Source organism: Pseudorhizobium flavum (assembly GCF_044142885.1).
Classification (GTDB): Bacteria; Pseudomonadota; Alphaproteobacteria; order Rhizobiales; family Rhizobiaceae; genus Neorhizobium; species Neorhizobium flavum.
The window spans coordinates 563,807-589,739 of record NZ_JBIOKZ010000002.1; the positions used below are offsets into that span (position 1 = coordinate 563,807).

Sequence of the window (25,933 nt, forward strand, 5' to 3'; positions counted from 1 at the left end):
ATGCGAAAACAATTAAGGAGTCGCTCAAAATTAAGCGGCTCCTTAAAAAGCAGATTCGGTGCGTCCAGCCGATCACTTCCCGGCCAGACCATTCTTTACCGATAGAGGCGTTCGTACCTCAACGCGGTCCGATCATGTTCTCAGGACGCACGTACTGATCGAATTCTTCATTGGTCAGGTATCCACCACCGACAGCTTCTTCGCGCAAAGTCGTCCCGTTCTTGTGGGCTGTCTTGGCGATCTTCGCGCAGGTGTCGTAGCCGAGGCGCGTGTTTAGGGCGGTGACGAGCATCAGCGAGTTCTCGACGCCGCGCTTGATGTTATCCTCGCGCGCCTCGATGCCACTAACGCAGTTGTCGGTGAAGGAGACCGCCGCATCGCCGAGAAGCTGTACCGACTGCAGGAAGTTATAGGCCATCATGGGGTTGTAGACGTTCAGTTCGAAGTGGCCCTGGCTGCCAGCGAAGGTGATCGCTGCGTGGTTGCCGAAGATGTGGGCGCAGACCTGCGTCATCGCCTCCGACTGCGTGGGGTTCACCTTGCCGGGCATGATGGACGAGCCGGGTTCGTTTTCGGGCAGTGCCAGTTCGCCGAGGCCCGCGCGCGGGCCGGAGCCGAGGAAACGGATGTCGTTGGCGATCTTGAAGAGGGCCGCTGCAGCCGCATTGATCGCGCCATGGGCGAAGACCATCGCATCATGGGCGGCGAGAGCCTCGAACTTGTTCGGCGCGCTGACAAAGGGCAGGCCGGTGATCCGGGCAATTTCCTCGGCAACCTTCTCGGCGAAGCCGACCGGTGCGTTCAACCCGGTCCCGACCGCGGTGCCGCCTTGGGCGAGCTCGTAGAGGCCAGGCAGCGTCAGTTCGATGCGCTTGATGGCGGAAGCGACCTGCGCGGCATAGCCGGAGAATTCCTGGCCAAGTGTCAGGGGCGTGGCATCCTGTGTATGGGTGCGGCCGATCTTGATGATGTGCGAGAAGGCCTTGACCTTGTCTTCAAGCGCGGCGTGAAGCTGCTTCAGGGCCGGGATCAGGTGGCGGACAATCTGCTCCGCGCAGGCGATATGCATGGCCGTCGGATAGGTGTCGTTGGACGACTGGCTCATGTTGACGTGGTCATTGGGATGCACAGGCTTCTTGGAGCCCATGGTGCCGCCCAGCATCTCGATCGCGCGATTGGAGATGACCTCGTTGGCGTTCATGTTGGACTGGGTGCCCGAGCCGGTCTGCCATACGACGAGCGGAAAATGATCGTTGAGCTTGCCATCGATCACTTCCTGGGCGGCTTCGACGATTGCTTTGCCCAGCCCCTGGTCGAGGCCCCCTAACTCCATGTTGGCACGGGCAGCGGCCTGCTTGACGATCCCGAGCGCGCGGATGACGGCGGCTGGCTGCTTTTCCCAGCCAATCTTGAAGTTGCCGAGCGAGCGCTGCGCCTGCGCGCCCCAATAGCGATCGCCGTCGACGTCAATCGGTCCAAAGGTATCGGTTTCGGTGCGGGTGGATGACATGGTTCTGCCTCTGCTGCGCTGGATGGTAGCGCCGGAGTTATTCGACAAAACACTGTGGCGCAAGGCCAGCCGCTGGATTGTATACCAATGTCGGACCATTCCGGATGTCCGCAAAACGATCATGGGCCGCCAAACCCGCGTGCCATTTTTGACACGACGCCGAGGTTTCAGCCGAGGGAGCGACGTGAAAGGTGGCAGGTCGATTATGATGAAGAAAAAATTAACGAGTGGTTTCCTAGCCTTGCCGCATGGAGCGACTCATGCACGGCTGGCGAGTGCGACCAGTCACTGAGCCGGGCGTTTCCTTTTCATTTTCGATGCGATCCGCTAGACCGGTGAGCGAAACCGCCTAAGGGCCGAACCCAGCCGACGGGGACAGAATTGCAGACTTTATCCAGAAGAGCACCTATCGCCCTTGCAGTCGTTTCTGCAGTGGCTACCCTCTGCGCACACTCATCACCGGCACAGGCGATTACCCTCCTGGACATCATCAGGGGTGGACCGGCCAATCGCGCGCCGGTCTACAACGATCGCCTGCCGGGGGGGGGAACGCGCGAGCGGCGAGTCGATCCGCAGCCACTGCCGAAGGTGACCGGCCCGAAATACCACGCCTATAAGCCGGATGCCGTTCGCGCCGTTCGAACCGCTGGCTTTGCTGTAGCAGGAAATGATGCAAGTCCTTTTGCCGATGCGAAGGTTTCGGCGTCCGAGGACGTAGCTGCCGCGATCGAATCCTTCTACGGGAAGAACGCTACGCCGCTCTGGGTCTCCAATGGTGACGTCACCAGCAAGGCACAGGCCGTCATCGAGCTGTTCGAACGCGCCGATGCCTACGGTTTGGACCCGGCGGATTACCGCCTCACGGTTCCCGAACTGCTGACAGCCAGCACCGAGCCGGTCTCCGCGACGATGTCCGACGGTATGGCCGCGGTCCCCGGCGACGGCCACCGCAGAGCGCTCATGCAGTTCGAACTCGATCTCTCAGCAAGTGTCTTGCGCTTCGCTCAGGATATGGTCCGTGGCCGCCTCGACCCTAACCGCATCTCCGATTACCATGACTTCAAGCGCAAGGACGTGAAGCTCGCGTTCGTGTTGCCGTTCGTACGGGCCGAGGAGAACCCGGCCGCATATCTGGAGGGTCTTGCCCCGCAGAGCCCGCAGTTCGTGGCGTTGAAGGCGGAGCTTGCGCGGCTGAAGGCGAAGGTCTCGGATCGGGACCAGAGGATCGAGTTGCCGTATGATTTGCTGCTCAAGCCGGGCACCGACGATCCCGCCGTGGCCGGCGTTGTTGCCGCAATCCGGGAGGTTGCATCGGACGATTTGACCTCCGCGCATGCTGAGACTCTCTCCGGCTATCAGGAGGCCGGAAAATACACGCCGGAGCTTGTCGAGCTTGTGAAGGCCTTCCAGAAGGAAGCGGGGCTGAAGCCTGACGGGGTTGTTGGGCGTGCCACAGTCCGGGCGCTCGTCGGTCACAGCGACGAGGCAAAGATCGAGAAACTCGTCATTGCGATGGAGCAGGCGCGCTGGTTGCCGACCGAACTGGGTGAGCGGCACGTCTTCATCAACCAGCCTGCATACATGGCCTATTATCATGAAGATGGCGACGAGCAGTTCTCGATGCGCGTCGTGGTGGGCTCCAAGAGTAACCAGACCTACTTCTTTCAGGACGAGATCGAGACCGTCGAGTTCAACCCATACTGGGGCGTCCCGCAGTCGATTATCATCAACGAGATGCTTCCGCACCTGCGCTCCGACCCGTCCTACCTCGACCGGATGGGTTACCAGGTCGAGGTCAATGGCCGGCCGGTGTCTTCGTCGAGCGTGAACTGGTATGGCTCGACACAGTCAATCGCGGTGCGCCAGCCGCCCTCCAGCGACAATGCGCTCGGCGAACTGAAAATCCTGTTCCCGAACGCCCATGCGATCTACATGCATGACACGCCCTCGAAGAGCTATTTCCAGCGCGATACGCGTGCGCTCAGCCATGGCTGCATCCGTCTGGCCGAGCCGCGCAAGATGGCCGCGGCGGTTCTCGGTGTGACTGAGCAGGAGATCGGGAGCCGTATCGCCGGCGGGCGCAACAAGGGAGAGAAGGTGACCGCAAAGATTCCGGTCTACGTCTCCTATTTCACCGCCTGGCCGAACAAGGACGGGGTCATCGAGTATTTCGACGATGTCTATGACCGCGACGCAGCCACGCTCAAGGCCATGGCCGCGACCACCAAGGCGAGGACTTCCTGAAGCTTTCCGGTGCAATTGGAGGGCGGCCTAGTGCCGCCCTTTTCAAGCAGGAACGGTCAATGCGGGAGCTTGTGTCTCGCGTGACAGCAGCCGCCGGACGAGTTCACCGGTAAGCTCGGAAAAATGAGTCATGACATGGTCCGGCTGAAGGTCCTCGACCGGGACGTCGGAATATCCGAACGTCACGGCGATCGAGGGAATTCCGGCGTTGCGGGCTGCCAAGATGTCGTTGATGCTGTCCCCGATCATCACGGTCGCTTCCGGTCGAGCGCCGGCCTTCTCGATCGTGCCCAGAACGTGACCGGCGTCGGGCTTGCGAACGGGAAAGGTGTCTCCGCCTGTTACCGTCACAAAACGATCCGACAGACCAAGCTTGCCGATGAGCGGGATCGCTAGTTCCTCCAGCTTGTTGGTGCAGACGGCGAGGCGCATCCCTGCCTCCTTCAACCGCTCCATCGCCTCGATCAATCCGGGGTAGGGGCGGCTGGCACCCGGCATTTCCGCTTTGTAGTGGGCGAGAAAACGCTGGAGGAGGGGTTCTGCCGCCTCGTCGCTGAGCGGCTGCCCACGCAGTTCGAAGGCGCGACGAATCATGACGCGCGCGCCTTGGCCGACGAGGTGGGTGAGGTCGGCATAAGTGACTGGTTCGAGGTCAGCAGCTGCGATCGTATGGTTGAGGCTGGCAACGAGATCCGGTGCGGTGTCGATAAGAGTGCCATCGAGGTCAAAGATCACCAGGGGAGCCGTCATGAATGCCTCTTAGCGGATTTTCTTGGAGAGAGGGCTTAGGACAGGACGATCGCTAAAGCAAATGGCAACCTTGCAATGGCCCTTTTCCTTCCGAGGGTGGCCGTGTAAACAGCAACGGCGAAACAAAGGGGAGCATCTGGCGCATGGACGCCCGGCAAATGAAGATCAAGGCGGCGGAAGCGGCATTGGCCCATGTCGAGCACGGCATGCGCCTCGGCATCGGCACAGGATCCACCGCCGAAGAATTCGTAAGGCTTCTGGCGGAGAAGGTGGCTGAAGGCCTGGACGTCCAGGGTGTGCCTACGTCCGAACGTACGGCGCGCCTCTGCCTTGATCTCGGTGTACCGTTGAAGTCGCTGGACGAGCTGCCGGAACTGGATCTCACCATCGATGGTGCGGACGAGGTCGATGGGCGGTTGCAGCTTATCAAGGGCGGCGGTGGTGCCCTTCTGCGCGAGAAGATCGTCGCAGCTGCATCCTCACGGATGATCGTAATCGCCGATGAGACGAAGTTGGTCGAGACGCTGGGCGCTTTCCCGCTGCCGATCGAAGTCAATCCATTCGGATTGGTGGCAACGCGGATCGCGATCGACAAGCTCGCCGAGCGGCTGGGCCTCACCGGCGAAATTCGCCTGCGTGGAAGCGCCGACGACACCTTCACGACGGATGGCGGGCACCATATTCTGGACGCATCTTTTGGCCGTATTCCTGATGCAGAGGCTCTCGCAAGTCAGCTGAATTCCGTCCCAGGTGTGGTGGAGCACGGGCTGTTTATCAATCTAGCGTCTTTCGCCATCATCGCCGGCGAGAACGGGGCACGGACGCTCAAGGCACAATGAAAGACAGGAGCACTATTTTCATGACCAAGTTTGCGGGTTTCCGACGCGCGGCCGCTCTTGCCGTGCTTGTCGCGGGCAGCATGGCGGCGCCGCTCCAGGCGCAGGAGATTTCCGAGGAGCATCTGGCCGCAGCCCGCGAAGCCATCGCCTCGATCAACGCAACCGACCGCTACGACAACATCCTGCCGGGTCTTGCGGAAGGGTTGAAGGCGCAGTTCATCCAGGCCTCGCCGAATTTTCAGGAGCAGATTTCGGCGGCCGTCGACGAGCAGGCTCTTGAGCTTGCGCCGCGCCGTGCCGACCTCGAGCGTGAAGCGGCAACGATCTACGCCAAGGCCTTCACCCTCGACGAATTGAAGGCGATTTCTTCCTTCTACGCCACCGAGGCTGGGAAGAAGCTCCTTACCAACGGCCCGCTTGTCTCCCGCGAATTGGCCAAGGCAGCCGAGATCTGGGCAAACGGCATATCTCGGGACCTGAACAACCAGAGCACGGCCGTCCTGCGCGACATCATTGATGCCGTCCCTGCGGAAATGCCGCCGGCCGCCGAGGGCGGGGCGCCGGCTGCTGCCGAAGGAGCAGCAGAACAGCCGCGATTGCAGCTGCAACTTCCGCCGCAATAAGCACACCCACGGTTCCCAATCCCAAGCCCGGAGCAATCCGGGCTTTTGCTTTTCCGGCATCCCCCTTATATGGGCGGCGTGCCACTTGACGAAGGAGCCTCCGATGACCGATTTCGACTATGACCTGTTCGTCATCGGCGGTGGTTCGGGAGGTGTTCGTGCCGGGCGGCTTGCTGGTTCGCTCGGCAAGAAGGTAGCGGTCGCGGAAGAATATCGCTTCGGCGGCACCTGCGTCATCCGCGGCTGCGTTCCGAAGAAGCTCTTCGTCTACGCCTCGCAATTCCCGGAGCACTTCGAGGATTCGGTCGGCTTTGGCTGGCAGGTTGGCGAAACGAGCTTTGACTGGAAGAGGCTGGTTGCAGCCAAGGACCGCGAAATCTCGCGGCTTGAGGGGATCTATCGGCGCAACCTTGAGAATGCCGGCGTCGAGGTGCTGGGGACGCGGGCTGAGCTCGTCGACGCTCACACGATACGTCTGGTTACGACCGGCCAAACGGTGACCGCAGAGAAGATCGTCATCGCGACCGGCGGATCGGCCAATCCGCATGCGGCGCTTCCTGGGCACGAACTTTGCATCACCTCAAATGAGGCGTTCGATCTGCCGGAACTGCCACGTTCGATCCTGATCGCCGGCGGCGGTTATATCGCCGTCGAGTTCGCCAACATCTTCCACGGGCTCGGGGTGGACACGACGCTGATCTACCGTGGCAAGGAAATCCTCTCGCGCTTTGACCGCGACATGCGCCAAGGCCTGCATCGCGCGATGGAGGAAAAGGGCATCCGGATCATCTGCACCGACATCATCGAGGAAGTACGGAAGGCGCCGGCCGGCGGCTTGGTCGCACGTACACTTGAAGGGCAGGCACTTGCCGTCGATACGGTCATGCTGGCTCTTGGCCGCGACCCGAACACGCAGGGGCTTGGTCTGGAGGCGGCTGGCGTCGAAATGAACGAGAAGGGCGCGATCATCGTCGATGAATACTCCCGCACGAACGTGCCCCATATCTATGCCCTTGGCGATGTCACCGACCGGGTACAGCTGACGCCGGTGGCGATCCGCGAAGCCATGTGCTTCATCGAGACCGAATTCAAGAACAATCCGACAAAGCCGGATCACGAGCTGATCGCGACGGCCGTGTTCTCACAGCCTGAGATCGGTACCGTCGGACTGTCAGAGGAAGAAGCCTGCCGGCGCTATCCGGAAATCGAGGTCTACCGCGCCGAATTCCGCCCGATGAAGGCGACCCTGTCTGGGCGCGCAGAGAAGATGATCATGAAGCTGGTCGTCGATGCTGCCAGTCGGAAGGTCGTCGGGGCTCACGTGCTCGGCCACGATGCGGGCGAGATGGCGCAGTTGCTTGGAATTTCGCTCAAGGCTGGCTGCACGAAGGATGATTTCGACCGGACGATGGCCGTCCATCCCACCGCGGCAGAGGAACTGGTAACCATGTACCAGCCAAGCTATCGCATCCGCAAAGGCGAGCGCGTCTGAGGTCTTCCGACCGTCATAGGCAGTTCGCCCGCCTGATGCAGTGGCGCTAAAATGCTAGGCAAGGGCAGCCGGAAGAGTTATAAGCCGCCGCAAAATCGAGAACGGAAAGCCCGGCGCCGGCGCCGCGGCGATGACAGGTGAGCGAAATGGCACAGAACTGGACCCCGAGCACTTGGCGGCAGAAACCGATCCAGCAGGTCCCTGACTATCCGGATGCCGCGGCATTGGCCGCGACAGAAGCCCAGCTTACCACTTTTCCGCCGCTCGTCTTTGCGGGTGAGGCCCGTCGCCTCAAGAAGCACCTTGCCAGTGTCGCTGAGGGTAATGGCTTCCTGCTGCAGGGTGGCGACTGCGCCGAAAGCTTCATCGAGCACGGGGCGGACACGATCCGTGACTTCTTCCGTGCCTTCCTGCAAATGGCCGTTGTGCTGACCTTCGGAGCGCAGCAGCCGGTGGTCAAGGTCGGTCGGATCGCTGGCCAATTCGCCAAGCCGCGCTCCTCCAACATCGAGAAGCAGGGTGACGTCGAACTGCCGAGCTACCGCGGCGACATCATCAACGGCATCGAGTTCAATCCCGAAGCCCGCATTCCGAACCCCGAGCGGCAACTGATGGCATATCGCCAGTCGGCCGCGACGCTGAACCTGCTGCGCGCCTTCGCGATGGGCGGCTATGCCAACCTGGAGAACGTCCACCAGTGGATGCTCGGCTTCGTCAAGGACAGCCCGCAGGGCGAGCGCTACAAGAAGCTTGCCGACCGTATTAGCGAAACCATGGACTTCATGAAGGCGATCGGCATCAGCGCCGACAACAATCCGAGCCTTCGCGAGACCGATTTCTTCACCAGCCATGAGGCTCTGCTCCTGGGTTACGAGGAAGCGCTCACGCGCGTCGATTCGACGTCGGGTGACTGGTACGCGACGTCCGGCCATATGATCTGGATCGGTGATCGGACCCGTCAGGCAGATCACGCGCATGTGGAGTATTGCCGCGGGATCAAGAACCCGATCGGCTTGAAGTGCGGCCCTTCGCTCCAGCCCGACAACCTACTGGAACTGATCGACGCGCTGAACCCTTCAAACGAAGCTGGTCGAGTGACGCTGATCTGCCGGTTCGGGCATGAGAAGGTGGCGGACCATCTGCCGAAGCTGATCCGCGCGGTAGAACGTGAAGGCCGCAAGGTCGTCTGGTCCTGTGATCCCATGCACGGCAACACGATCACCCTCAACAACTACAAGACCCGGCCGTTCGACCGTGTCCTGTCGGAAGTCGAGAGCTTCTTCCAGATCCATCGTGCAGAAGGGACGCACCCGGGCGGCATCCATATCGAGATGACCGGCAAGGACGTCACGGAATGCACCGGCGGAGCGCGCGCAGTCACGGCTGGTGATCTGCAGGATCGCTATCACACCCATTGCGATCCCCGCCTGAACGCCGACCAGGCGCTGGAGCTCGCCTTCCTGCTCGCCGAGAGGATGAAGACCGGCCGCGACGAGAAGCGGATGGTCGTCAACGGCTGACAGCCCTGACATAGTGAAACGAAAGGCCGGCTCTCCGTCAGTGGAAGCCGGCCTTTTTCGTTGCGTCATTCCTTCCGTGGCAGGTCTATCGCCGCGGCAATGAAATCCGCGATGGCGCTGGTGTCGTCGAGTTCGAAGACGGGAAGGGATGTGCCCTCCACCGGGTGGTCCGCGGCGATGGCGACGATGTGCGGATCGCCTGGGGCGAGCGGTTCGCGGCTCTCCGCCTGAAGCCGTCGCGCCTCGATCTTCGGCACAGGTTCCCGCTTGTACCCTTCGATCAGGACGAGGTCGCAGGGGGCGAGGCGGGCGAGGATGTCTTCGAAGGCTGGTTCGGGATCACCGCGGAGTTCATGCATGATCGCAAAGCGCATGCCGGAGACGAGCGCGACTTCGTGTGCGCCTGCCTGGCGGTGGCGATAGCTGTCTGCGCCCACTTTGTCGATATCGAAGTCGTGGTGGGCGTGCTTGATGGTCGAGATGCGGTAGCCCCGCCGGGTGAATTCCTCCACAAGCCGTACGGCAAGACCCGTCTTGCCCGAATTCTTCCAGCCAGCGATCCCGAAGACGCGGGGCCGGCTCACGGAAGTATCTCCAGAAAGCGCCGGGCCTTTCCCAATTCTTCAGGGGTGTTGAGGTTCATGAACGGGTCAAGCAGGCCGGCGGTAGTAGATACCATCGCCCATTCCACCGTCACCACTTGTTGACGTCCAAGATAGTCAGACATGCGTCGGTTTTCGCTGTTCCTCAGCCAATGTTCGAGATCGTTCGCCAGTGATATCGGCCAGAGGCCAAAAACGGGATGCGCTCGCCCACCAGATGCCGCGATCGCGACCGTTTCCGGACCCGATGCTGCTGACATGAGCAGACGGGCGAGATCCTCCGGAAAGAACGGGGCGTCCGAAGGCACCGTCAGCAGGTGCACCTCGTCCGGTCGATGGCTGGACAGATCCCGCAATCCGGCCAGAACACCCGCGAGCGGTCCCGGCTGGCCCGGCAAGGTGTCGGGGACGTGACGTACACCCTTCGGCAGTTGCAGCGACGGTGGTCCATTGACGGCGACCTCGGTTACCTGCGGTGCCAGGCGATCAAGCATGCGGGTAAGAAGCGTGCCCGACCCGAAGGGGAGCGAGATCTTGTCGCTGCCCATGCGGCTCGACTTTCCTCCCGCGAGGATCAATCCGTTCGGCGGGCGCTTCGTCATCGGCCGTCACCACCTCCCAGCGATCCTTCGCGGCGATCGATCCAGCGCACGTACTCGGTCGCAGCCAGAGCCAGAACAACCGTCGCTCCCATGACGGCAAGAAGAGGCATGGTTCCGGTCTCAGGTGTCAGGACCGAACTTGCAAGGACCGAAAGGGCTGCACCGCCGCCCAGGGTGATCGCCCCTCCGAGCCCCGATGCCGATCCCGCAAGATGTGGACGGACACTGACCATGCCTGCGTTGGCACTCGGAAGCGTTAGTCCGTTGCCTATGCCAATCAGCGACAGTGGGCCGAAGAAAGCGAACGGATGGCTGATGCCGACGATCGCAAAGACGACGGCTGTGCCGATACCGACGACATTGACAATGTTACCCGACAACATCATCGGGCCGATCCCGAAGCGACGCGCATACCGGCCGGACAGGTAGTTTCCGAGCATGTAGCCCGCCGCCATGGTAAAGAAGTAAAGACCGAGGGCGGACGGCGTCAGCTTGAGGATCACGCTGCCGACGAAGGGTGCGCCGCCGAGAAAGCTGAAGAAGACACCGGAAGAGAAGGTGGCGGTCAGGGTATATCCCCAGAAGCGTCGCGACTGCAGCAGTTGCGGCCAGCTGCGGAACTGGGCGCCGAGACTGGCGGATTGCGCCGTATTGGTTTCGCCGAGATCGCGCCAGACCAGGAGCAGTACCGCGAGGCCAGCCAAGAGCATGGCCGTGAAGCTCGCCTGCCAGCCGAACAGGTCGTCCAGGACGCCCCCGAGCGTCGGGGCGATCATCGGAACCAGAGACATGCCCATGGTGACATAGCCGATCATGGAAGCGGCTTCCTCCATCGGAACCATGTCTCGCACGATGGCGCGCGACAGAACGATGCCGGCAACGACCCCTGTCTGCATCAGGCGCCCGATCATGAAGATGGTGATGTTGGGGGCGAGAGCGCAGATGAGCGTGCCGGCGAGAAGGAGGACGATTCCCCCCAGCATGACCGGTCTCCGCCCGAACAGGTCCGACAGTGGACCGATGGCGATCTGGATGACCGCGGTGCCTGCCAAATAGCCGGACACGGCAAACTGCATGACGGCATAGCTGGTGCCGAAGTACTCGGCCATCGTTGCGAGCGACGGAAGGAAGATGTTCATCGACATCGCCGCCAGGCCGGCTGCGAGGACCAAGGTGGCGATGTGTGGCGGCGTGCTGTTGTCCAGAAAACGTGTCTTGCCCAAGTCAGCTTCCATCCTTCATCGACATTGTCGGCCCTTGCGGGAGCGGCTGTTGGCTTCTTGCCATGGCCTCGCGGCGTCGCTTCCCCTCGCGGTAGAAGCTGTACAGCCCTGACACGATGATGATCGCCGCTCCGACATAGACGAAGGCATCCGGGCGCTCTCCGAAGAAAAGGATGCCGAGGACGAGGCCCCAGATCAGGCTCGTGTAGCGGAAAGGCGCGACGAAGGAGATTTCGCCGGTCCGCATGGCCATGATGACTGCCTGATAGCCTGAGAATACCAGCAAGGCGGCGATCACGAGGGGCAGGAAGTTTTCCCACGTCATGGGTTGCCAGCCGCCCATCGGCACGATGAGGAACCCGCCGACAATCGTATTTGCCGCCGCCGTGAAGAGTGTGATGGTCAGCGACGGCACGTCTGCGACGATGCGGCGGGTAACGAGGTCCCGTGACGAGGTGAAGAAGACGGCGGCGACCACCAGTAGCGAAGCGGATGCAAATCCGTCAGCGGTCGGCCGCAGGATGATGAGGACGCCAAAGAATCCAACAAGGATCGCCGCCCATCGCCGCCAGCCGACCGGTTCCTTCAGGAAGATTGCTGCCCCCAAGGTCACGGCGAGGGGCAGGGACTGCATGATCGAGGTTACGTTGGCGAAATCGATCTGCCCAAGCGCACTGATGAAAGTCAGTGTTGCTCCGATTTCAAAGAATGTCCGCAACAGGATCAGCGGCTGAAACACGACGGCAATCCGACGCAATGCGCCGAGGCGGCGTGCCACGAAGTACACCAGGACCGTCGTCATGACCCCTCGGACCGTGATGATCTGTGCGACGCTCAGCGAAGATGTCACCGACTTGACCAGCGCATCGTTGAACGTGAACGAAGCCATGGCGAGGGACATGTAGAGCGCGCCTCTTGTGTTTTCGGGCGATGCCATGACGATTCCTTCACTTGCAGGGAGGAAGTTCTAGAGCAGGCACCCCCGGTCGGCCAGACCGGTTGGCCGGAGAAACGTCTTCAACCGCGTGAAATTCAGAACCAGTCTGGCCACCTCGGCCCGCAAGAAAAATGGCCGGTCGCGATTAACGCTTGCTCAAGAGATATCGCTAAGTGTGTAGCCGTCCGGCATGACGCGGGAATTTCGGCCAGCCGCCTTGCAAATGTTCCGGCAGGGTAGGGCGATATTTTCCTCGAGGTCGCATGTCATTTATCGATCGAATTCTTCAAGGCCGCAGGATCGTTACCAAGGTCCTGCTCTTCGTCGTTCCGCTCGTACTTCTCATCGCAGGGGTCGGACTGGCGGGCTACTACACGGCCAACATGCTCAACGGGCATATGACCGTCACACGCGCCACGATCGAGAACATTGCCGATTTCGACCATCTGCAGTCGGTGCTGCAGGAGTTCAGCGAGAAGCCCGACGAGGTTACGCTTGGGGCGTTGCAACAGGGCATCGACCGGCAGGAAAAGGGCGTTCAAGTCCTGGAGGGTCTGCTTGCGAGCGAGGCGGACCGGCAACGAATAGACGTTGTCGCAAAGCTGGCGCCGGCCATGCGGCAGAGGGCCGAGGAGCTATGGAGTGTCAAGCAGCAACGTGATGCTAACGGAAGCGAGATCAGCGCCCACCTCGACGCCGTCAAGGCGTTGTCGGCGACAGTTGAGCAGCGTCTGGGTAACCTGCGAAAGAAGTTCGAAGGCCAGGAACGGTTCGCCAAGGGCGCCCTGTTTGAATCCTTCGCCTACAAGTCTATCGCGGAGCGGATAGACAATCTGCGAAGCGCGGTTCGAAACGCGAGTTCCGACGAGGGAACGGCCAAGGCTGCTGAAGTGCAGGCGCAGGCGTTGCTGGCGGAATTCGAGCCGCTGAGGTCCCTGGTGAGTGATAAGATCATGCAGGGATTTTCTCCCGTTCAGGAAGGGGCCGAAAATCTCCTGCAGATTGCGAAAGGGGACATGGCGGCGGTTGAGAAGGCACAGGCCCTGCGCGTCGCGGCCAGCGGCTTTATGCGGTTCCAGAACGAGTTGCAGCAGAACGTCCTGAAAAAGTCCGGAGATGCGGCCGAGCGATTTGCCAATCTGGAAGGCGAGGTTACGACGCTCAAGACGCTACTCGCCCATGTGGAGACGTCCCTGGCGCTGGGAGATTTGCTGCAACTGCATGTGGAGCGGCTGCGCTCGCAGCTGACCGAGGAAGCTCGGAAGGTGGTGTTGGACGACATTGCTGCGCTGCGGGCTTCCGGTACCCAGATATCGGCACTGGGAAACAACAACTCGGCCATGGGTTCGTTTTCTACCGATCTGGAGCAACCGCTCGTCGCCCTCGAACGTGCATCCGGCCAGATGCTGGAGATCGAGTCGAAGTGGAACGAGGCGCGGGTGCGGACTTCGGGCACCCTCTCGGAGGGAATGTCGGGCCTGCAGGCTTTTATTGCGCAGGCCCAGGAAGTCGGCAAGGAAGACAGCGAACGGTCCGCAAACATCTCCGTCGCCGCAATGGTCGTCGGTACCCTGCTCGCCATCATTGGCGGCCTGATGCTGGTGGAGACGCTGCGGGGACCGCTCCGCCGCGTGACGGACGTGATGAAGCGCCTGGCTGAGGGCGATCTCGCCGTGAGCATCGAGGGGCGCGAACGAGGGGATGAAATAGGCGACATGGTTCGCTCCGTCACCGTCTTCCGCGATGCCGCGCTTGAAAACGTTCGGCTTGAACAGGAAGCTGCCGCGGCACGGGAGCAGACGAGCGCTGAAGCCGCCCGTCGTGCCGAGGAGCGCGCACGGATCGCGGCTGAGCAGCATGCCGCTCTCACGGCGCTTTCCGATGCTCTCACCCAGCTTTCGGAAGGAAATCTGGAGCGAAGCATGGACGAGAACCTCGCCAGCGACTTCGTCCCTATGGCTCATACCTACAACACTGCGGTGCAAGCGCTGCGCGCAACGCTTGAAGACGTGCGGGCCACGACCGGCGAGATCAATAGCGGGACAAGGAACCTGGCCGCATCTGCTGACGATCTGGCGCGGCGTACGGAGCAGCAGGCGTCTGCTTTGGAGGAGAGTTCGCGGGCACTGCGTCATCTGAGCGATGTGGTGAAGTCCACGGCAGACAGCGCGCGGAAGACCGCCACCTCGGTAAACGAGACGGAGGAGTTCGCCGTCCGTTCGGGCGAGGTGGTCTCCCGGGCGGTCGGCGCCATGGGTGAGATCAGTCGCTCCTCTGAGAAGATCGCGACCATCATCGGGGTTATCGACGAGATTGCCTTCCAGACGAATCTTCTGGCGTTGAATGCCGGCGTCGAAGCGGCCAGGGCCGGAGAGGCAGGGCGTGGTTTTGCCGTCGTGGCCCAGGAAGTCCGTGAGTTGGCTCAGCGGTGCGCTGGAGCTGCCCGGGAAATCAAGGAATTGATCTCGGCCAGTTCCACGCAGGTCAGCAGCGGGGTTCATCTCGTCGAGGAGACCGGCAGTGCTCTTAACCAGATCATTACGCATGTCACGGACGTGCGGAAGCTGGTTGCGGCCATTTCGGCCGCCACGGATGAACAGTCAACGGGGATCGGTCAGGTCACGCAGGCCGTTCACGAGGTGGAGCTCATTACCCAGCAGAATGCTGCCATGGTCGAGGAGAACAATGCGGAGATCCATGGCCTTAGACAGCGGGTCGAAGTGCTGACCGAGAAGATCGACCGGTTCAGGACAGGCAGCCCGGTGGGCAGGAACGGGGACCGTGGTCCCGCAGCGCGCGACGCTCACGCCGCCTGATCGCGGCGGAACGGCCGAGACTGATATGGGAGGCCTGCCGCGCGCGGGCTCCCATATCCATGTCTTATGTTACTTCTCGCGAGTGACTGACATTTCGCCGAAAATCCGCGCCATCTCGTCCTGAAGCGAAGGTTCTGGCGTGGCGCCTGTCAGCGCCGGCTTATCGGCGGGACGGGGGGGAGGAGCCACCCTCTCCCGTGACGCCAAATTGCTCGCCATTTCCTCCTCGAGAATCCGCTCGAAGTCGCTGCCCAATACCGGTGCAGGGGATGCGACCGAGGGAGCGACTTGCTCCGGGGGAGGTGGCCGCACCGGGACGGTCGCACCCTGTAGGACGCGGCTTCGGGCAGCGTCGAGAACATCGGCAGCCTCTTCCAGGACCGGTTCGCGGCGTGTCTGCTGTTCTGCTGCAGCCGGTGGCGGCGTGACGACCGAGGTAGCAGTTGCCGCCGCTCTGGCCGGCGGCGAGGAATCGGTCACTGGAGGCGGGGTGGTGGCAGCCGGGCGCGGTATTTGCGGTTCGGCCGGCGGCGAGGGTCTGGCCGCTGCCGGCACTGGTTCACGGCCCGAGACCGACGCGGCCGCAGGGGGTGGCGCCGCCCGTTTCCGCTCCTCCGTGGGAACCCGTGGGCCCGGGACGGCGGCGTCAACGATCGCGGCTTCCGGGGGTGAGACAGGCCGGTTCGCGCTGATACCGCTTTCGATGACGATGTCGGTCGGGCCACCGATCATGATTAGATGTTCGGTATCATCCCGCCGAACGAGCACCAGCCGCCGCCTGGTATCGACCGCTGCGGCGTCGAGCACCTGGAGGCGCGGCTGCCGGTTCTTACCGCCACGGACGAAGGGGGACGGCCCGGAACGGCCGCGCACGACCCATAGAACGCCGACGAGGCAGGCAAGCCCGATGGCGACGCCGACGACTGCGACGATCAGCCGGCCTCCGTAAGCTCCCAGCATTTCTTCCATGACTTGCTCCTTGGCCGTTTCGGCAGGATTAGAGGCGAAGTTTCCGACGGAGTGCAAGCGCGCCCTTCGTCATCCCGACGCCCGCAATGCGCTATCCCGGCTTTTCTGCCCTCGCATGCTTTTGGCTTCAATCACAACTTGCTAGAAGAGAATCGCGGCAAAGTGCCGGAAGTTCCCAAGGTGTGCGTCAACGCACACCGAGAGTGTGAGGGGTTGATGACGAAGTTGCAGCACGGCGGCAACTACGAGCCACCGCTGGTCGAACGCGGCGGACGCGGCGGTACGATCATCCGAATTCTCCTGCTCGCATTCGTGCTGATCGGCGCTTCGGCGGCCTTTGTTTTCTTCCAGCAGGCGCTCGACAACGAAATCGTCCTCGGTGTGCTCGGCGTTCTCGCCATGGTGGGGATATTCTTCCTCGTCTCCTCCGTGATCGGCTTCGTGGAGGTCATGCCGCAGTCTCGCTCGGATGCGCTGGCACGCGCCTTCATGGCCGGGCATCGCGACGGGATTCTCGTTACCGATCCGAAGGGGCGCACCATCTACGCCAACGCGGCCTACGGCCGGCTTACTGGCGCCGGCAAGGCAGCGGCGGTGCAGCCGCTCGAACCGCTCCTGTCACGCCATCGGGAGTCCAGCGAAGCACTTTACAGGCTCGTCAACGGCATTCGAGAGGGGCGGGAAGGCCACGAGGAGTTTCGACTTCCGCAGCCGCTCGGGCGATCCAGCGGACAAGGTTCCGAGGCGCATTGGTATCGGCTGAAGGCTCGGATCCTGAAGGAGGACGAGGGCCGTCCCGAGCAGTTCAGTGTCTGGCAGTTGACCGACATCACGTCCGAGCGAGACGATCAGGAGCGGTTCTTCCGGGAGCTTCAGAACGCCATCGATTATCTTGACCATGCCCCCGCCGGCTTCTTCTCTGCCGGGCGGAAGGGCGAGATCTTCTACGTCAACGCAACTCTTGCCGACTGGCTCGGCATAGACCTGACCAAGTTTGTTCCTCGCTCCCTTTCCATCGCCGACCTGGTCGCCGGCGAAGGCATGGCGCTCATCCAGTCAGTACAGGCGGCGCCGGGGCTGCAGAGAACCGAGACGCTCGATCTCGATCTGCGTCGCACGAGCGGCCAGAGCCTGCCTGTGCGGCTGCTGCATAGTGTGACGTCCATGCGCGACGGCGCACCCGGCGAAAGCAGGACCATCGTGCTCGCCCGCCAGCCAGGGGTGGAGGGCGACCAGTCGGCTTCGGCGATGCGGTTCACCCGCTTCTTCAACAATACGCCCATGGCGATTGCCTCCGTGGACGGCGACGGCAAGATCCTGCGGATCAACGCGCCCTTCCTGCGGCTGTTCTCCGGTGTGGTCTCGCGCGACGATGTGGAGGCAGGTGCCCAGCTCGAGACGATCGTGCATGAAGGGGCGCGACAGCAGTTGATGGACGCGCTCGCTGCGGCGAGAGACCGTCAGGGCGATATCGCGCCGATCGACTGTCGCCATCCCGGCGACGAGAGCCGCTATGTTCGCTTCTACGTGAACGCCGTGATCGACGAGAGCGACGAGGCACCGGAAGAAGTCGCCATCGTCTACGCCGTCGAGACCACCGAGCAGAAGGCGCTCGAGACGCAGATGGCGCAGACGCAGAAGATGAACGCAGTGGGTACCCTGGCAGGGGGCATTGCGCACGACTTCAACAACGTGCTCACCGCGATCCTCTTGTCCTCCGATCACCTCCTATTGCAGGCGCGGCCGTCCGACGCGAGCTTCGCCGACCTGATGGAGATAAAGCGCAACGCCAATCGTGCGGCCGTGCTTGTACGCCAACTGCTAGCGTTCTCGCGCAAGCAGACCATGCGGCCGGCGGTTCTTAACCTCACCGATGTGGTGGGCGACCTGCGCATGCTCGTCGACCGGCTGATCTCGGGGACCAACGTCAAGCTGGAAGTGGATTACGGGCGCGACCTGTGGCCGGTACGCACCGACCTTTCGCAGTTCGAACAGGTTCTCATCAATCTCTGCGTGAACGCACGCGATGCGATGCCGGAAGGCGGGACGATCCTCCTGAAGACCCGCAACGTCCCCGCCGATCAGACTGGCAACTATCCGCAGGCGGACCTGCCTTCGGAAGATTTCGTTATGGTCGAGGTCTCCGATACCGGCACGGGCATTCCGCCTGAGATCATGGACAAGATCTTCGAGCCGTTCTTCACCACTAAGGAAGTGGGCAAAGGGACGGGTCTCGGCCTTTCCATGGTTTACGGGATCGTCAAGCAGTCCGGCGGTTATATCTATCCCGAATCGGACGTTGGGCGCGGTACCTCATTCCGCATTTTCCTGCCCCGGCATGTGCCGGAAGCAGTGGCTGCCGTACAACCGGGTGGCGGCGACGCTCCGGTTGTCACGACCGAGGCCCCGGCTGCACCCGCCAGCGAGCAGGTGGACCTGACGGGCAATTCCGCCGTCGTTCTTCTGGTCGAGGACGAGGAGGCTGTGCGTCGGGGAGGGAAGCGCATGCTCGAGACCCGTGGCTATACCGTGCATGAGGCGGGTTCCGGCATCGAGGCGCTCGAGATCATGGAAGAGCTCGGGGGGCAGGTGGACATCGTCGTATCCGACGTGGTCATGCCGGAGATGGACGGGCCGACATTGCTCGGAGAGTTGCGCAAGAAGCATCCGGACCTGAAGTTCATCTTTGTTTCCGGCTATGCGGAGGATGCCTTTGCCCGCAACCTGTCGGCCGATGCGAAGTTCGGCTTCCTGCCGAAGCCCTTCTCGCTGAAACAGCTGGCAGTCGCGGTGCGCGAAATGCTGGATAGCTGACGCCGACCGATCGCCGCCGAATCCAAGGCCCGCCTCAGCCGCGGCGGGCCACAAGAATCCCGACAAGCACGATCAGTCCGCCAACCGTCTGCAGCGGCGAGACGCTCTCCGTCAGGATCCACCATGCGAGGATTGCGGCAACGACGGGCTGCAGCAGGAGCGTCAGCGAAGAGAACGCGGCCGGAAGGTACGCGAGTGCATAGGTGATGAGCACCTGCCCACCGGCGTGGCTGACAAAGGCCAGGCCAACCAGAATGGTCCAGCCATAAAGGCTGGAAGGCAGAATGTTTCCTTCGAAATAGAGGGCGAACGGAAGGATCGACAGTGCGGCTGACGCCGAGCTCCAGATCATGATCCGGTTGGTCGCGAACCGGCTCCGCAGCCGGCCGATCGCCAGGATGTAGCAGGCGTAGAAGACCGCCGCGAGCGCCGCCACGGCGTCCCCCGCCAGCTGGCCATCGGCCAGTGCAGCCGGGCCACCCTTCAAGGTAACGACCCCCGGGATTGCCAAGCCGAGGCCAAGCAGGAAAATTCTTGTGACGGCGGTTCTGAACAGCAGCCAGCCGATCAACGTGACGAAAACGGGCGCGAGGTTGGCCAGGAGCGTCGCATTGGCGACCGAGGTCATGTGGAGCGCGAGGTGCCAGGCGACGAGGTCCACCGCAAGCGCCAGGCCCGGCAGGATGAGCAGGAAGTAGTCCCGCCGTTCGAGCGGCGCGGTTTCCGGCCTGCTGGGGCTGACCATGCTCCAGAGGAAAAGCGGGACGAGCGCCAGCGCCAGCCGCCAGAAACCGGTGGAGACAGGTCCGACTTCAGACAGGCGGACGAAGATGGGCGACGCGCCGATCGCGATACCGCCGAGAACGAGGCAGGCAAGCGCGGTACGTTGCGCGGGCGCAGATACGCCGGTCGAAATGGCGGACACGTTAGCTCTCCGATCGGGCTGGGATCAGGCCTTCAGGGCCAGTGCGATCTCCGCGGCAAGACGTGCATTGTTTTCGACCAGCGCAATATTGGTCTTCAGGCTGCGGCCAGACGTCTGGTGGAAGATGTGGTCAAGCAGGAAAGGAGTGACCGCCTTCGCCGTGACGGCCTGTTCATCGGCTGCCTTGAGTGCGGTCTGGATGAACGTCTCCATCTCCTCGCGCGGGATCTCGTCGGCATAGAGCACCGGGTTTGCGACCAGCATGCCGCCCTCGATGCCCAGGGCCGTGCGCGCTGCCTGGAAGGCCGCGACCTGCTGGGGCGCGTCCAGACGAAGCGGGCTCGGGTAACCGGAGGCTCGGGACCAGAAGGCGGGGAAGTCGTCAGAGCCGTATGTCACGACGGGTACGCCCCGGGTCTCCAGAACCTCGAGCGTCTTGGGAATGTCGAGGATCGCCTTGGCGCCGGCGCAGACAACGATGACCGGTGTCTTCGCCAATTCCTCGAGATCTGCGGAAATGTCAAAGCTCTCCTCCGCGCCACGATGAACACCGCCGATCCCGCCGGTTGCGAAGACATCGATGCCAGCACGTGAAGCCGCAATCATGGTCGCCGCGACCGTGGTGGCTCCGGTGCGGCCGAGCGCCACTGCAAATGCCAGATCGGCGCGTGATAGCTTCAGCACGTCCCTTGCCTTGGCAAGATCCTGCAGTTCGCAGTCCTCCAGCCCGACATGCAGCGTGCCGCGGATTACCGCTATCGTGGCCGGTACGGCGCCAGCCTGCCGGATGATCGCCTCGACACTGCGTGCCATGTCCAGGTTGCCGGGATAGGGCATTCCATGAGTTATGATCGTGGATTCCAATGCGACGAGCGGGCGGCCAGCCCGCTTGGCAGCAGCGACCTCCTCGGAATACACGATGGGAAGAGTGGGGTCGGCGGACGCGTTCATGTCTTTCTCCGGCAAGATCTCAGGAGTATGCGGTTGATGCTGCTATCTCTGCGGCCTTACGCTCCAGAAGGCTGCGGTCGAGTTCCGGAGGGGCGGCATAGGGTGAGGCCAAGGCAATGTGCGAGGCTGCGATCCCACGAACAAGGGCTGGTGGCAAGCTCTCGCCGGCAAGAAGCGTATCGAGCACACCTGCGGCGAGCGCGTCCCCAGCGCCGGTTACATCCACGACCGGGCTTGCAGGGGGTGGCTTGATCATCAAACTGGTCTGGCTGTCGAAGGCGGCAATGTCCTCGCCACCCTTCGTGACCACCCCACCGGAAAGCCCAAGGGGACGGAGAAGGTCTGCCAACTGATCCGGAGAGGCTGCCGCGCCGGCAAGCGCCGCAGCCTCCGCCGAATTCATGAACAGCCACGCAATGTCGGGAAGAACCTTTCGGAAGCGGATCACCTTCGCTGGTGAGATCGCAATGCCCGCCAAAGCTATTCCCCTTGCGCTCGCTTCGGCACCGAGGGCAGACAGCGTCTCAGCGGGCAGATTGGCGTCGCAGACGATGAGATCGGCGCGTGCCATCGCCTCCCGGACCGACCTTGCACGAAGCCGCCGCGGCGTGAAGAGCCGATAGAGCTCCATGTCCGCAAGCGCGATGACGAGATTGCCGTCCTGCTCGAGGATCGCGGTATAGCTGGGGGTGGCGCGATCGAGGAAGACAAAGGGCCGGTCGTCGATACCCGCCAACGATGCCTCCTCGGAAACCCGCTGACCCGCTGCATCGCCACCGCGCGGGGCGATGAGTTCCACGGCGTGCCCAAGCCGTGCAAGATTGCGCGCGACGTTGAACGCGCCGCCGCCCACGTCCTCCCGCCACGTCCCCGGGTTGCTGGCACCAGCCACTGTCTCGGCGGCGATGCGGCCGCGGCGATCGAGGTGCGCGCCCCCGAGAACCAGGATCCGTTTCGTCATGGCCGAAGGCCCCGAACAATGCTGCGAACGATTCGAGGGATGCAGGCCTCGGCCCGTCCGAGCAACCGGGAATACATCCCGTCTGCAGCAGGGGGAACAGGAGGCGAACGAACTTCGAAAAACGTCCAGACGCCAATCACATGGCAGGCCCTTGCGCTATGAGAACAAAACGTGTACATGGTCGACATCAGCTGCTTCGTTGCCTGCGCGGCGTCAATAACCTAAAGGTGGATCAGATGGCACAAAATTCTTTGCGGCTTGTAGAGGACAAAACAGTGGATAAGAGCAAGGCGCTGGACGCGGCACTGTCGCAGATCGAACGATCCTTCGGCAAGGGATCGATCATGAAGCTTGGCGCGAAGGAGAATGTGGTGGAGACCGAGACGGTTTCCACTGGCTCCCTCAGCCTCGACATCGCGCTCGGCATTGGTGGACTGCCCAAAGGCCGCATCGTCGAAATCTATGGTCCGGAAAGCTCGGGCAAGACGACGCTTGCGTTGCAGACGATAGCCGAGGCTCAGAAGAAGGGTGGCATCTGCGCATTCGTGGATGCCGAGCACGCTCTTGATCCGATCTATGCCCGCAAGCTCGGCGTAGACCTTGAGAACCTGCTGATCTCCCAGCCTGATACCGGCGAGCAGGCACTTGAAATCACCGATACTCTGGTTCGGTCCGGTGCGATCGACGTGCTGGTGGTGGACTCGGTTGCCGCATTGACGCCAAGGGCCGAAATCGAAGGCGAGATGGGAGACAGCCTGCCCGGCCTGCAGGCTCGATTGATGAGCCAGGCGCTGCGCAAGCTGACCGCCTCGATCTCGCGCTCCAACTGCATGGTCATCTTCATCAACCAGATCCGCATGAAGATCGGCGTCATGTTCGGTTCGCCGGAAACCACTACGGGCGGCAATGCGCTGAAGTTCTATGCCTCCGTCCGCCTCGACATCCGCCGGATCGGTTCCGTCAAGGAGCGTGAGGAAGTGGTCGGCAACCAGACGCGCGTGAAGGTCGTCAAGAACAAGATGGCGCCTCCCTTCAAGCAGGTCGAGTTCGACATCATGTACGGCGAGGGTGTTTCCAAGACCGGCGAGTTGATAGACCTGGGCGTCAAGGCCGGCATCGTCGAAAAGTCCGGCGCCTGGTTCTCATACAACAGCCAGCGACTGGGGCAGGGGCGTGAGAATGCCAAGACCTTCCTCAAGGACAATCCGGAGCTTGCCCGTGAGATCGAGCTGGCACTTCGCCAGAACGCCGGGCTGATCGCCGACCGCTTCCTGGAGAATGGCGGCCCGGACGCCCAGGAGGGCGACGGAGAGGACCTGTAGTTCCCCCAGGTCAACCTTCTCATTTCACCGGCTGCGTGTCTGCAAAGATGCGCGGCCGGTTCTGCGTTCGGCTGGACAGTCTCCGGTGCGGGCGATAAAAGCCACTGGTTTTCAAATGACGGATCCGCATCCGGCGGAACAAAGGGCGTAGCATGAGCGGCGTGAATGACATCCGGTCGACCTTCCTCGACTATTTCAAGAAGAACGGCCACGAGGTCGTGTCGTCCAGCCCGCTGGTGCCGCGCAACGACCCGACGTTGATGTTCACCAATGCCGGCATGGTGCAGTTCAAGAACGTCTTCACCGGCCTGGAAAGCCGCCCATACTCGACGGCCACCACCTCGCAGAAATGCGTCCGCGCCGGCGGCAAGCACAACGATCTGGACAATGTCGGCTATACCGCCCGCCACCTGACCTTCTTCGAGATGCTTGGCAACTTCTCCTTCGGCGACTACTTCAAGGAGCGCGCGATCGAGCTAGCCTGGAAGCTGGTTACGGAAGGCTTCGACCTCCCGAAACACCGCTTGCTGGTCACGGTCTACTCGGAGGATGAAGAGGCTGCGACCCTCTGGAAGAAGATCGCTGGCTTCTCCGACGACAAGATCATTCGCATCCCGACTTCGGACAATTTCTGGCAGATGGGCGATACCGGTCCCTGCGGCCCCTGTTCCGAGATCTTCATCGACCAGGGCGAGCATGTCTGGGGCGGCCCGCCCGGCTCGCCGGAAGAGGATGGCGACCGCTTCCTCGAGTTCTGGAACCTCGTCTTCATGCAGTTCGACCAGACGGCGCCGGGCGAACGGACGCCGCTGCCCAAGCCGTCGATCGATACCGGCATGGGGCTGGAGCGCATGGCCTGCGTGCTGCAGGGCGTCGGAAGCGTATTCGAGACGGACCTCTTCCGGAACCTGATTTCCGCCACGGAGGATGTTATCGGCGCTAAGGCCGAGGGTGACCAGGCGGCAAGCTTCCGGGTCATCGCAGACCACCTTCGGTCGTCTGCCTTCCTGATTGCCGACGGGGTACTGCCGTCGAATGAGGGCCGTGGCTACGTACTGCGTCGCATCATGCGCCGTGCCATGCGCCACATGCAACTGCTCGGTGCACGTGAGCCCCTGATGTACCGCCTGTTGCCGACGCTGGTTCAGGAGATGGGCCGCGCCTATCCGGAGCTCGTTCGCGCCGAGGCGCTGACCTCCGAGACTTTGAAGCTCGAGGAAACCCGGTTCCGCAAGACGCTCGATCGCGGCCTGACGCTGCTTTCGGATGCGACGGCTGACCTCAAGAAGGGTGACAGCATCGACGGCGAAACCGCCTTCAAGCTTTACGACACCTACGGCTTCCCGCTCGACCTGACCCAGGATGCGCTCCGGGCCCGCGGGATCGGCGTCGATCTGACCGGATTTAACGACGCGATGCAGCGTCAGAAGGCGGAGGCTCGCGCCAGTTGGGCGGGTTCCGGCGACAAGGCCACCGAGACGATCTGGTTCGAGCTCAAGGAGAAGCACGGCGCTACCGAGTTCCTCGGCTATGACACCGAGACTGCCGAAGGCGTGGTGCAGGCGCTGGTGCGCGACGGAGCGAGCGTCGAAGCCGTCACGGCTGGTGAGGCCGTGCAGGTTGTGGTGAACCAGACGCCCTTCTATGGGGAGTCCGGCGGCCAGATGGGCGACACCGGCGTTATCACCACCGACCACGCGCGGCTTGAGGTGACCGACACCCAGAAAAAGGGTGAGGGGCTCTTCGTCCACAGCGCCCAGGTCGTCTCCGGCACCCTGAAGGCCGGCGAAGCGGTGATGCTCGCTGTCGACCATGGCCGGCGGTCGCAACTGCGGTCCAATCACTCCGCCACCCATCTGCTTCACGAGGCGCTTCGGGAAGTGCTTGGTTCGCATGTCGCACAGAAGGGATCGCTTGTGGCACCGGAGCGGTTGCGCTTCGACATTTCGCATCCGAAGCCGATGTCGGTTGAGGAACTCCGAAGGGTCGAGGAGATGGCCAATGCGATCGTGATCCAGAACGCTCCGGTCTCTACACGGCTGATGAGTGTCGATGATGCCATTGCAGAGGGCGCCATGGCGCTGTTCGGGGAAAAATATGGTGACGAGGTTCGCGTCGTTTCTATGGGGACGGCGATCGCCGGCGAAAAGTCGGGCAAGCCCTATTCGATCGAATTATGCGGCGGCACCCATGTAAATGCGACCGGCGATATCGGGTTGGTGCGGATCTTGGGAGAGAGCGCCGTAGGGGCCGGCGTTCGCCGCGTCGAGGCCGTCACGGGTGCGGCGGCCCTTGCCTATCTGGCGGAACAGGACGAGCGGGTGAAGACGCTTGCCTCGGCGCTGAAGGTGCAGCCGGGCGAGGTTGTCTCGCGCGTGGAAGCGCTGGTGGAAGAGCGGCGGAAGCTCGAGCGGGAACTGGCCGAGACGAAGCGGCGCCTTGCCATGGGCGGAAGCCAGGGTGGCGGCGCCAGCGAGGTTCGCGAGGTCGCCGGAACGAAGTATCTCGGCAAGGTTCTTGAGGGGATCGATGCCCGGGATCTGAAGGGATTGGCGGATGAGGGCAAGGCAAGCCTCGGTTCCGGCGTGGTTACGCTCGTGGGCGTGTCGGCGGATGGCAAGGCAAGTGCCGTGGTCGCCGTGACGGAGGATCTGACTGACCGCTTCAGCGCAGTCGAATTGGTTCGTATCGCCTCGGCGGCGCTCGGCGGCAAGGGCGGCGGTGGACGCCCGGACATGGCACAGGCAGGCGGTCCCGACGGCTCGAACGCCAAGGAGGCCGTCGAGGCCGTAGCCGGCGCGCTCGGAGCCTGACGCCACACCTAGCAAAAGGG

General features: G+C 62.5%; 19 protein-coding genes. 9 read left to right on the top strand and 10 right to left on the bottom strand.

Annotated features, from left to right (window positions below):
* Nucleotides 1-118 precede the first annotated feature (118 nt).
* Nucleotides 119-1,510, bottom strand: a complete 1,392-nt coding sequence (gene fumC / locus ACEPP2_RS06250) for a class II fumarate hydratase (protein ID WP_395516092.1) — start codon at nt 1,508-1,510, stop codon at nt 119-121.
* Nucleotides 1,511-1,942: 432 nt separating this feature from the next.
* On the opposite strand from fumC, the gene ACEPP2_RS06255 reads away from it, so the two are divergent.
* Nucleotides 1,943-3,754 carry a L,D-transpeptidase family protein gene (locus tag ACEPP2_RS06255; protein ID WP_395516093.1) on the top strand — a complete coding sequence of 604 codons (1,812 nt, stop codon included), beginning with the start codon at nt 1,943-1,945 and terminating at the stop codon, nt 3,752-3,754.
* Between the two features lie 42 nt (nt 3,755-3,796).
* Here the strand turns inward: ACEPP2_RS06255 and gph are convergent, their stop codons facing one another.
* On the bottom strand, nt 3,797-4,504 hold the full coding sequence (gph, locus tag ACEPP2_RS06260) for a phosphoglycolate phosphatase (RefSeq protein ID WP_395516094.1): 708 nt from the start codon (nt 4,502-4,504) through the stop codon (nt 3,797-3,799).
* 143 nt (nt 4,505-4,647) lie between these two features.
* Between gph and rpiA the strand changes: the two genes are divergently transcribed.
* The 4 genes from rpiA (at nt 4,648) to ACEPP2_RS06280 (ending at nt 8,978) form a co-directional block, all read left to right on the top strand.
* The gene (rpiA, locus tag ACEPP2_RS06265) at nt 4,648-5,343 is read left to right on the top strand and encodes a ribose-5-phosphate isomerase RpiA (protein WP_395516095.1); all 696 of its coding nucleotides are present in this window, start codon (nt 4,648-4,650) and stop codon (nt 5,341-5,343) included.
* A 20-nt stretch (nt 5,344-5,363) separates the two neighbouring features.
* Nucleotides 5,364-5,966 (top strand): DUF2059 domain-containing protein, encoded by a 603-nt coding sequence (locus ACEPP2_RS06270; protein ID WP_077546420.1) that lies wholly within the window; start codon nt 5,364-5,366, stop codon nt 5,964-5,966.
* Between the two features lie 103 nt (nt 5,967-6,069).
* Nucleotides 6,070-7,458, top strand: coding sequence for a glutathione-disulfide reductase (gene gor / locus ACEPP2_RS06275; RefSeq protein WP_395516096.1), 1,389 nt, complete (start codon nt 6,070-6,072; stop codon nt 7,456-7,458).
* Between the two features lie 146 nt (nt 7,459-7,604).
* Nucleotides 7,605-8,978: a class II 3-deoxy-7-phosphoheptulonate synthase gene (locus ACEPP2_RS06280; RefSeq protein ID WP_395516097.1), complete on the top strand. Its 1,374-nt coding sequence runs from the start codon at nt 7,605-7,607 to the stop codon at nt 8,976-8,978.
* Nucleotides 8,979-9,043: 65 nt separating this feature from the next.
* Here the strand turns inward: ACEPP2_RS06280 and mobB are convergent, their stop codons facing one another.
* Genes mobB through ACEPP2_RS06300 form a run of 4 tightly spaced genes read right to left on the bottom strand, consistent with a single transcriptional unit; the run spans nt 9,044 to nt 12,342 of the window.
* On the bottom strand, nt 9,044-9,562 hold the full coding sequence (gene mobB, locus ACEPP2_RS06285; protein ID WP_395516098.1) for a molybdopterin-guanine dinucleotide biosynthesis protein B: 519 nt from the start codon (nt 9,560-9,562) through the stop codon (nt 9,044-9,046).
* Nucleotides 9,559-10,182, bottom strand: coding sequence for a molybdenum cofactor guanylyltransferase MobA (gene mobA, locus ACEPP2_RS06290; RefSeq protein WP_395516099.1), 624 nt, complete (start codon nt 10,180-10,182; stop codon nt 9,559-9,561). The genes mobB and mobA overlap by 4 nt, the downstream gene beginning before the upstream one ends.
* Nucleotides 10,179-11,405: a multidrug effflux MFS transporter gene (locus ACEPP2_RS06295; protein ID WP_395516100.1), complete on the bottom strand. Its 1,227-nt coding sequence runs from the start codon at nt 11,403-11,405 to the stop codon at nt 10,179-10,181. The genes mobA and ACEPP2_RS06295 overlap by 4 nt, the downstream gene beginning before the upstream one ends.
* 1 nt (nt 11,406) lies before the next feature.
* Complete coding sequence (locus ACEPP2_RS06300; RefSeq protein WP_077546415.1) at nt 11,407-12,342, bottom strand: DMT family transporter; 936 nt, start codon at nt 12,340-12,342, stop codon at nt 11,407-11,409.
* A 263-nt stretch (nt 12,343-12,605) separates the two neighbouring features.
* Between ACEPP2_RS06300 and ACEPP2_RS06305 the strand changes: the two genes are divergently transcribed.
* On the top strand, nt 12,606-15,158 hold the full coding sequence (locus ACEPP2_RS06305; RefSeq protein ID WP_395516101.1) for a methyl-accepting chemotaxis protein: 2,553 nt from the start codon (nt 12,606-12,608) through the stop codon (nt 15,156-15,158).
* 69 nt (nt 15,159-15,227) lie between these two features.
* Here the strand turns inward: ACEPP2_RS06305 and ACEPP2_RS06310 are convergent, their stop codons facing one another.
* A complete protein-coding gene (locus tag ACEPP2_RS06310; protein ID WP_281978289.1) occupies nt 15,228-16,127 on the bottom strand; it encodes a flagellar biosynthetic protein FliO in 900 nt (299 codons plus the stop codon).
* A 216-nt stretch (nt 16,128-16,343) separates the two neighbouring features.
* On the opposite strand from ACEPP2_RS06310, the gene cckA reads away from it, so the two are divergent.
* Complete coding sequence (gene cckA, locus ACEPP2_RS06315; protein WP_077546412.1) at nt 16,344-18,941, top strand: cell cycle histidine kinase CckA; 2,598 nt, start codon at nt 16,344-16,346, stop codon at nt 18,939-18,941.
* 34 nt (nt 18,942-18,975) lie between these two features.
* Here cckA and ACEPP2_RS06320 read toward each other — a convergent pair whose 3' ends face one another.
* The 3 genes from ACEPP2_RS06320 to ACEPP2_RS06330 are packed head-to-tail and all read right to left on the bottom strand — an operon-like array spanning nt 18,976 to nt 21,778.
* The gene (locus ACEPP2_RS06320; protein ID WP_395516102.1) at nt 18,976-19,866 is read right to left on the bottom strand and encodes a DMT family transporter; all 891 of its coding nucleotides are present in this window, start codon (nt 19,864-19,866) and stop codon (nt 18,976-18,978) included.
* A gap of 24 nt (nt 19,867-19,890) precedes the next feature.
* A complete protein-coding gene (locus ACEPP2_RS06325; protein WP_152340087.1) occupies nt 19,891-20,817 on the bottom strand; it encodes a pseudouridine-5'-phosphate glycosidase in 927 nt (308 codons plus the stop codon).
* 19 nt (nt 20,818-20,836) lie between these two features.
* Entirely contained in the window at nt 20,837-21,778 is a 942-nt protein-coding gene (locus ACEPP2_RS06330) for a carbohydrate kinase family protein (RefSeq protein ID WP_152340088.1), read from the bottom strand.
* Between the two features lie 236 nt (nt 21,779-22,014).
* Between ACEPP2_RS06330 and recA the strand changes: the two genes are divergently transcribed.
* Both recA and alaS read left to right on the top strand, forming a co-directional pair.
* Nucleotides 22,015-23,100 carry a recombinase RecA gene (recA, locus tag ACEPP2_RS06335; protein ID WP_152340089.1) on the top strand — a complete coding sequence of 362 codons (1,086 nt, stop codon included), beginning with the start codon at nt 22,015-22,017 and terminating at the stop codon, nt 23,098-23,100.
* A 152-nt stretch (nt 23,101-23,252) separates the two neighbouring features.
* Nucleotides 23,253-25,913 carry an alanine--tRNA ligase gene (alaS, locus tag ACEPP2_RS06340; protein WP_077546408.1) on the top strand — a complete coding sequence of 887 codons (2,661 nt, stop codon included), beginning with the start codon at nt 23,253-23,255 and terminating at the stop codon, nt 25,911-25,913.
* Nucleotides 25,914-25,933: the final 20 nt, after the last annotated feature.

What these genes read in the sequence shown, in the direction of transcription:
- cckA (WP_077546412.1), top strand. Translation starts at nt 16,344, where the DNA reads ATGACGAAGTTGCAGCACGGCGGCAACTACGAGCCACCGCTGGTCGAA.
- gor (WP_395516096.1), top strand. Translation starts at nt 6,070, where the DNA reads ATGACCGATTTCGACTATGACCTGTTCGTCATCGGCGGTGGTTCGGGA.
- ACEPP2_RS06305 (WP_395516101.1), top strand. Translation starts at nt 12,606, where the DNA reads ATGTCATTTATCGATCGAATTCTTCAAGGCCGCAGGATCGTTACCAAG.
- recA (WP_152340089.1), top strand. Translation starts at nt 22,015, where the DNA reads ATGGCACAAAATTCTTTGCGGCTTGTAGAGGACAAAACAGTGGATAAG.
- ACEPP2_RS06325 (WP_152340087.1), bottom strand. Translation starts at nt 20,817, where the DNA reads ATGAACGCGTCCGCCGACCCCACTCTTCCCATCGTGTATTCCGAGGAG.
- ACEPP2_RS06300 (WP_077546415.1), bottom strand. Translation starts at nt 12,342, where the DNA reads ATGGCATCGCCCGAAAACACAAGAGGCGCGCTCTACATGTCCCTCGCC.
- mobA (WP_395516099.1), bottom strand. Translation starts at nt 10,182, where the DNA reads ATGACGAAGCGCCCGCCGAACGGATTGATCCTCGCGGGAGGAAAGTCG.
- ACEPP2_RS06280 (WP_395516097.1), top strand. Translation starts at nt 7,605, where the DNA reads ATGGCACAGAACTGGACCCCGAGCACTTGGCGGCAGAAACCGATCCAG.
- rpiA (WP_395516095.1), top strand. Translation starts at nt 4,648, where the DNA reads ATGGACGCCCGGCAAATGAAGATCAAGGCGGCGGAAGCGGCATTGGCC.
- ACEPP2_RS06310 (WP_281978289.1), bottom strand. Translation starts at nt 16,127, where the DNA reads ATGGAAGAAATGCTGGGAGCTTACGGAGGCCGGCTGATCGTCGCAGTC.
- gph (WP_395516094.1), bottom strand. Translation starts at nt 4,504, where the DNA reads ATGACGGCTCCCCTGGTGATCTTTGACCTCGATGGCACTCTTATCGAC.
- fumC (WP_395516092.1), bottom strand. Translation starts at nt 1,510, where the DNA reads ATGTCATCCACCCGCACCGAAACCGATACCTTTGGACCGATTGACGTC.
- ACEPP2_RS06270 (WP_077546420.1), top strand. Translation starts at nt 5,364, where the DNA reads ATGACCAAGTTTGCGGGTTTCCGACGCGCGGCCGCTCTTGCCGTGCTT.
- alaS (WP_077546408.1), top strand. Translation starts at nt 23,253, where the DNA reads ATGAGCGGCGTGAATGACATCCGGTCGACCTTCCTCGACTATTTCAAG.
- ACEPP2_RS06330 (WP_152340088.1), bottom strand. Translation starts at nt 21,778, where the DNA reads ATGACGAAACGGATCCTGGTTCTCGGGGGCGCGCACCTCGATCGCCGC.